Consider the following 6275-nt stretch of genomic DNA (forward strand, 5'->3'; position numbering starts at 1 on the left):
AGTGGCTTGTCATGCTTGTCGCGTCGTACATGACAAGCTACGCGACAGCTAGTTAGACAGGAACGCGACAGAGGAGTGAGCCTTGTCTTCCTCATCAATTTGCCCATACCCCATGTCTGCTAGCAGCCCTAAGTATTGATGAATTTGTTCGCTACCTTTCCCTTTCAAACACCCGAAATTTTTGCGTTGAATTTCACGAACAGTTACCCAATCATCCTTCTCTTTCGCGAATAACCAAATGCTTTTAAGTGGTTCTTTCAGTCCGTCTGAAAGCTTTAGCTCAGTAGTTGTTTCAGTGGGTGCGACAGCTTCTAATTCTGGCGTCTCCTCGGTAATGGCTTGGGGTGCCGTTACTGGCTGCTGTATCGTCGTCGGCATTGATTGAGGTAGCATCCCCATCAACAATTCTTCGGTTAGCCAGTCAGGGATTTTTCCTTCCTCCCTAGTGCCATCTAGCCATTGAATCCGGAATTTACCCGTAGGTTGGATAGTCTCCAGCCCATCGGCACCAATGGTCTTTTCTCCTACCGCCTCGACTCGCACGGTGCCTTCAAGAAAAACAGTTACGAGTCCTTTGCTGCCTGGTAAGAATGCCTGAGTTTCACCATGAACGATGAACACCGGGTACTCACCAAATTTCATTGTTTCGCGCAGGCATGAGGTCAAGACAGCAGTAAGAACCTCTTCTTCTACAACTCTGTCCATCAACCCGAACTCGTCCCAGATTGTCGTGATTGAATTGACATCCCCGGCTTCTACGCGCTGCGCTAATCCGGCCCACTCTTTTCTGATAGCTGGGTAATCTCGCTTACCGTTACTGATGCCTACAATCTGGAAGGCAGCAGGATAGGAGTTTGTTGGTTCGTGATGTGGCGTGGAAGCGATCGCCCAATGATTGGGCAGCAGAACCAGTCGCAACAATGCCAGCTTCTTTACCAATGTCGTTTTACCTGAACGCTGGACACCGACGCAGCGGATTGGATGGGACTTAACCAGACTGAGAAAGGCTGGGCACTGCTGACGTAGGGCTTTAAGCAGTTCCTCTTTAGTCTGCGGAGGGCGAATCGCAGGAACTGGTTGAATAGGTTGAGCGTTTGAGGACATGCCATTTGGTACTTGAGGGCGATCGCTTTCAGGATTTACCAGCGGCATTGAATCGGCGGGCTGACCGTTCTGCTCAGTCATCGGCAGACCTGGGCGTTCAATTGTCCTTGCTGGGACATCGATTGCTTCCGACTCCTCTTCTTTTACTGGTTTAGGACTACCTCTCCTCAACCGATTCACAGCGCCGATGTCATTCAAACCAACGGCAATCACGACCAACGCCAGGGGCACGCCTGCGATCGCACTGCCGACGAACGCCGCTGCCAGAGAACAGACAGCAATCACCCCCTGGTCTTTCGTGATGCGGCCCAGTCCTAGCGGCTCTTGTCCAAAATCATTTTCAAACTGGATATCATTTGCAATTTGAGCTAGCTTGTTCTCTTGCATTTCATCCTCCTAAAAATAAAGCCCCCAGCAAAGTTTTTGGGGGCTGATACCGCATGAATTAAACGGGATTACCGGAAGTTAGCTTGAATGTTCTTGCGGAGGTTGAACACCATTTCAAAGCTGAACATGGTGACTAAGAACAATACCAAAGTCCACCACAGAATCAAACTACTATCCCAGTTAGGAGCGTCTTCCACTATTGCTTGTACGCCGCCTTCATAGGGGGGGAATCGTAAGAAACAAATAATCGCTTCAAATCCGTAGGCGATCCAGCGATTCCGATACGCTTCATCTGTCGGATTTTCCACCAGGGAAGGTAGTATCTCTTTCAACTGGCACATTCCCCACATCACAATTGCCATGAAAGGGATGATATTTGCGAACCCCCATTCAATCCATCCACCAAGAAAGGGGACTCTTACTAAAGAGTCGAGGAAAGGAATATTAGTTAATTCCTTGCTGATGTGTCGTGCAAGTTCAATCCACGGTTGTACATTTAAAAGCCCAACAAACCCAATCGTTCCCCAAACTAAAATCTTAGCGATGAGCCGTGCATTGATATGAAACTTGTTGGGGTTTCTGGGTACCCCTCCACTGTATGAATAAGTTGATTGAGGTGCTTGACCTCCCCCAGTTTGTGAATATCTAGCCATCTCGTTTACCTCTGACTTAGTAGTTGTTTAAATTCTTCTTGGTCTGTCATCGTGATACGTGCAATGTCAGTGATTGTCCCGTTGTCGCTGACAATGGCAGTGTCACCAAGGCTGTTGCAGATAAAGGCTCCAGGGCGCAAAGTTTGCGATAAGCGGGGATTCATTACCCTGGTTCCTTCACTGAAATAATCCTCTCTAGTCGTCTTCGCTGTCCTTACTAAAATGCAGTTGTTGCGGTATCTATCGAGGGCAACCTTAGACAGCTTCTCAGCCATCCGTGCCTTGGTTCGGTTCTGCCGAATGTAGTCGTTGAAGCTGGACTGTTCCTGCCTGATTGATTCGCTTTTCTCAAGGGAACCTCTCACACGTTCGCCATTGGAAAGAAGGATTAAGGCGGCAGATGCTAGGAGAATATGAGAAGTTTTTAGCTTCATCTTCAGACTCCCAAAACTGCTGCCACCGACATCAAATCTGATTCCTCATCGGTGAGGGTTGTGTAGCGATCACCTTGTTGGCAAAACGAGCCTGGGGTAGCGAAATTGCCCTGGTTGGGATAGCAGTCTAGGCAGAAATCAAACTGGTTGTGACCTGTCATCCAGTCAGACCAAAACAAATCACCCGGTTCCCAGTCGAGCTTCCAGGGGAAATCACACTCAACACTTGGCTCTGGTGCGCCTGGGAGAGGTGTCCAGTGCATCGTGAAACATATACCTGCATCCACACCCGATTGTTCTTTTTGCAGGAATTCAAACGCTAGAAAAAACTCAAAGCTTGGGTAGGCTTCAAGCGATCGCTCTAACCACTCGGTTAGTTGTTCTCGTCCAAAGATGAGTAGCGCCAAATCACCTTCAATTTCAAAACCTTGGCAGGCAATCCAGTTCAGGATGCGGAAGCGTTGTTCTGGGCTGAGATTGCCGTGCTGGTGGTGCTGAATTAGGTTTTGGTCTTCTGGCGTCAGACTGTCGGTGTGCGTGCCGATGCGATAAAGCAGGTCATCACTGGGCTGCTGGTTGTAGCGGCGAATGCACTCCGTAACATAACCCCAGTTGATCGAGTCGGCTGAGTTTCGTTGCCCCCTCCCCGGATGATCGCCAAGGTTGGTGGTGATGCGCTGTGCCGCTGCCCGAACTCCTGGGTCTGCGATGCGATCGATAATTGGCTGTGGGTCGCTGCCTCGGTGGAAAGATTCTTCCAGTGCCATTGCCGTGTCTAGGTCGATGCAATGTGCGAGGTACTGCCCGGATGGGAATCCCACTTCAAAGTCTGTCATGATTGAAAATGTCTCCTTGTTGATTGGGGAGCCAGTGCCAGCGGCTTGGCCGGCAAAACTTTGCCGCTGGTGACTGACAAAAATTTTTAGTTTTGGTCGGGTGAGGTAGCAGGACTTTCGGACGATTGCACACTACCTTTCGGGCGTAGAACCTTCAAAATGCTCGTTACGTCAGCTTGAATGTCATCTATGCGATGGAGAAGCTCGCATTGCGAATTCTTCCCCCATGTGTCGCCACTAGCATTAATGCGTTCAAGTTCAGTGAGGATCATTTCTAGACAGTCTGGGACTTGATCTTCAGGTACGGGCAGGCTCAGGTCCTTTTCAGGTGCAAGGCCTTGAAAAGAGCTGTCATTCGGCTCACGATACTCTACGAGATACACCCAGCCAGTGCCTTGCAAATGGTCCAGATCCGGATTCAGTAAGAAGCCCACAACTGTTCGTCGGCTGATGTGTGGGATGTGAGAAATTGAGTCATCAAAACGAACTAAAACTTCAGTACCCAATCCATATTTTGGTTGTGGAATGTTGCTTGCGTGTTGCATCTTTTTAACCTGTTTGTGGTGGTTATAAGATGCACTTCTGATGACCGATACGCTACAAGTCAATCGGACTTGACAAGTCGATTTCTGGCTGCGGGATTGCGAAGTTATCGACTGGAACTGCCAGCGCTGACAGCTCAACTTGGTGAGGATTAGATTGCCACCAAGCAATAAAATGTTTGCCGTAGCGACTCAATAACAAGCTGATAACTTCGCTGGTCGAGCCGCAACAAGTAACTTCCTTAATTTCGTCAGCGATTGGCTTAACTTCCGGAGAAAGAACTACACGGATTTGTGATGCCATTGAGTTACTCCTGCGCCATCCCGTAGAGGCTAATTAGCTGAGCGAAATTAGGGACGCTGGGGTGACTGGCAATTTTAAACCGTCCCTTGGTTGCCTCAACTAAAGGCTGTGCTAAGGATGCAGAGCCGCCAATAATCAGCACTTCTCCCAAGTCAGAAAGCTGCGTTGTCCAGGCTACCTTTAGCTTGCTGCGAATCTCCCCAATCCACTGCTCGCGGCACTTCTGGAAGATTGGCTCAAAGCTGACTTCGGTGGTGCCGTAGAGGAAAGAGCCATCAGCGATCGCATCCATAATCAGTCGCAGTTCCGGTGAATAACCCAGTTGCGGTAACAGCGCCCCTGCGATTTTCTGTGCTAACTGGTGTGTCCCCGGTAGCACACTGTCAGCCGTACGAATCATTGTCCCGTTGGGAGCATAGAGCCGACCGATACCAGTTCCACCGCCTAAATCGAGGATGCCGTTAACCTTGTTTGGCGCTCGAAATAGTCCTTTAGCTTTGGCGAATTTGTAAGCAGGTCGGGTTTCATCGCACGGCTCAACCTGGCGAATAGTGGCGACAATATCGACACCGTTGCGAGTAAAATCTTTCACGCCCTCGACTTTCTTAATGGCAGCGATCGCTTGCTTGTTTCGGCTATCTGGCAGCGCTACCGGCATGACTTCAATTAGGACTTGGTTTTGTCCTGGATTCGGTTCAATTGCCGCCAGTGCTAAGAGCCAAGCAAGTTCGCATTTATCACTTTCAAAAACTGGCTTTCCTCCTAGTTCTGCTGCTAATTGACCGATAACATAACGGCGTCCATCGACAGCAATAACAACTGATTTTTCATCAGGTTCAGCGTCCTCCCAAGACTCCAATTCTTTGATAACTGAGGGCAAAATTTTCACCCGACCGAGCGGATCGAAATACTTGATGAAGCGGTTGCCACCATCCAAGGGGACTCGCTTCCTTAAAAAGACGTTAGGTGGATGCCCGAAACCGTTAAACGGCTTCTCCGAGGCTATGAGCATTGTGCTTAGTTCCTTGTGCGAATGAGTTAAAAGCTTTGCGTGTTGGGCGTTTAAGGCGCTTTTGTTCGGGCTGTAAGGGCGTTGGGCGCTTGCGACCGTACCAGGTGCCTTCAGTGCCGTATCGCGTCTATGTCTGCTACGATAGCACATAAGAAGCTAAAAGATGCAAATAGCTTCTATTAGCTTCTTAAGGGATTCCTGAAACACGTAAAGAATAAGATATGAAAGAAGACCAAATTTTAGATTCTGTTGTGGCGCAAAAAGACCGTATTTCAATTGATGTCGGCGACCTTAGAGAAGAAATTGAAACGTGTCGAAACGACGCGGCATGGGCAGAGCTACCCCTATCAGCAAAAATCAGAGTGCTGATAAAGGAGAGGCTTGAACAAATGAAAGCAGCTGGTAAAGGAGAATGATGGGGAGCGATCACACTGATGAGGGTGAGTGATCGCAGGGATATTGTTCACCCACAAGGCAGGGATAGGGCAGTGACGGAAGGCTATCTAGTGGCAAATGACATAACAATTGGCTCTATTCCCGCCCTTTGCAAGGAGCAACAATGGAAGGCGACCGCGCCTCAAAGGACTGGCGACTAGAGTATACGCATCACATTTATATAGGAGCTATCACTATTTATGGCGACTCAGGGGAAGCTTGAATTAACCATAAAGATTTCGGAGTTCCCAGCCGACGTGAGGACCGTTGAGAACGGTTGGAAGTCTTTCGAGATTGATTGCGACGGGCAGATTGTTAGCGTAACTGTAAAGCCCAAAGTTTTTAAGAAGCTAGAACAAGCACAAACCGACTACCCCATGTGGGTTGCCGCGATCGCTGGGAAGATGGGCGAGGCTACAGGGCAGGGCTTTGTGTTGAACGAGCCAGCCATTCAGGTTTTTGAGAAGGTGCGATTCGTTGCCTAGTGAATCACGGTACTCAGTCCGTACATAACTAAGCCAGCTAACAATAGCTGAACTTTCAGATTGATATAGGTGAAAATCTTATC

The 6275-nt window shown here is 48.9% G+C and carries 9 protein-coding genes; 2 read left to right on the forward strand and 7 right to left on the reverse strand.

The window, feature by feature from the left end:
- Window positions 1–48: 48 nt before the first annotated feature.
- The 7 genes from H6F50_RS09120 to H6F50_RS09150 all read right to left on the reverse strand — a co-directional run bounded on the left by H6F50_RS09120 (window position 49) and on the right by H6F50_RS09150 (window position 5272).
- Window positions 49–1491: a hypothetical protein gene (locus H6F50_RS09120; RefSeq protein ID WP_190428444.1), complete on the reverse strand. Its 1443-nt coding sequence runs from the start codon at window positions 1489–1491 to the stop codon at window positions 49–51.
- Between the two features lie 68 nt (window positions 1492–1559).
- Window positions 1560–2144: a hypothetical protein gene (locus H6F50_RS09125; protein WP_190428445.1), complete on the reverse strand. Its 585-nt coding sequence runs from the start codon at window positions 2142–2144 to the stop codon at window positions 1560–1562.
- 5 nt (window positions 2145–2149) lie between these two features.
- Window positions 2150–2578: a hypothetical protein gene (locus H6F50_RS09130; protein WP_190428446.1), complete on the reverse strand. Its 429-nt coding sequence runs from the start codon at window positions 2576–2578 to the stop codon at window positions 2150–2152.
- A 2-nt stretch (window positions 2579–2580) separates the two neighbouring features.
- Entirely contained in the window at window positions 2581–3414 is an 834-nt protein-coding gene (locus H6F50_RS09135) for a hypothetical protein (RefSeq protein WP_190428447.1), read from the reverse strand.
- A gap of 86 nt (window positions 3415–3500) precedes the next feature.
- Complete coding sequence (locus H6F50_RS09140) at window positions 3501–3959, reverse strand: hypothetical protein (protein ID WP_190428448.1); 459 nt, start codon at window positions 3957–3959, stop codon at window positions 3501–3503.
- A gap of 52 nt (window positions 3960–4011) precedes the next feature.
- On the reverse strand, window positions 4012–4260 hold the full coding sequence (locus H6F50_RS09145) for a hypothetical protein (protein ID WP_190428449.1): 249 nt from the start codon (window positions 4258–4260) through the stop codon (window positions 4012–4014).
- A 4-nt stretch (window positions 4261–4264) separates the two neighbouring features.
- Window positions 4265–5272 carry a ParM/StbA family protein gene (locus H6F50_RS09150; protein ID WP_190428450.1) on the reverse strand — a complete coding sequence of 336 codons (1008 nt, stop codon included), beginning with the start codon at window positions 5270–5272 and terminating at the stop codon, window positions 4265–4267.
- A gap of 221 nt (window positions 5273–5493) precedes the next feature.
- Between H6F50_RS09150 and H6F50_RS09155 the strand changes: the two genes are divergently transcribed.
- Both H6F50_RS09155 and H6F50_RS09160 read left to right on the forward strand, forming a co-directional pair.
- On the forward strand, window positions 5494–5688 hold the full coding sequence (locus H6F50_RS09155) for a hypothetical protein (RefSeq protein ID WP_190428451.1): 195 nt from the start codon (window positions 5494–5496) through the stop codon (window positions 5686–5688).
- Between the two features lie 276 nt (window positions 5689–5964).
- Window positions 5965–6192, forward strand: coding sequence for a hypothetical protein (locus H6F50_RS09160; protein WP_242028956.1), 228 nt, complete (start codon window positions 5965–5967; stop codon window positions 6190–6192).
- Window positions 6193–6275: the final 83 nt, after the last annotated feature.

The organism is Coleofasciculus sp. FACHB-712 (genome assembly GCF_014695635.1).
Taxonomy (GTDB): Bacteria; Cyanobacteriota; Cyanobacteriia; order Cyanobacteriales; family FACHB-T130; genus FACHB-T130.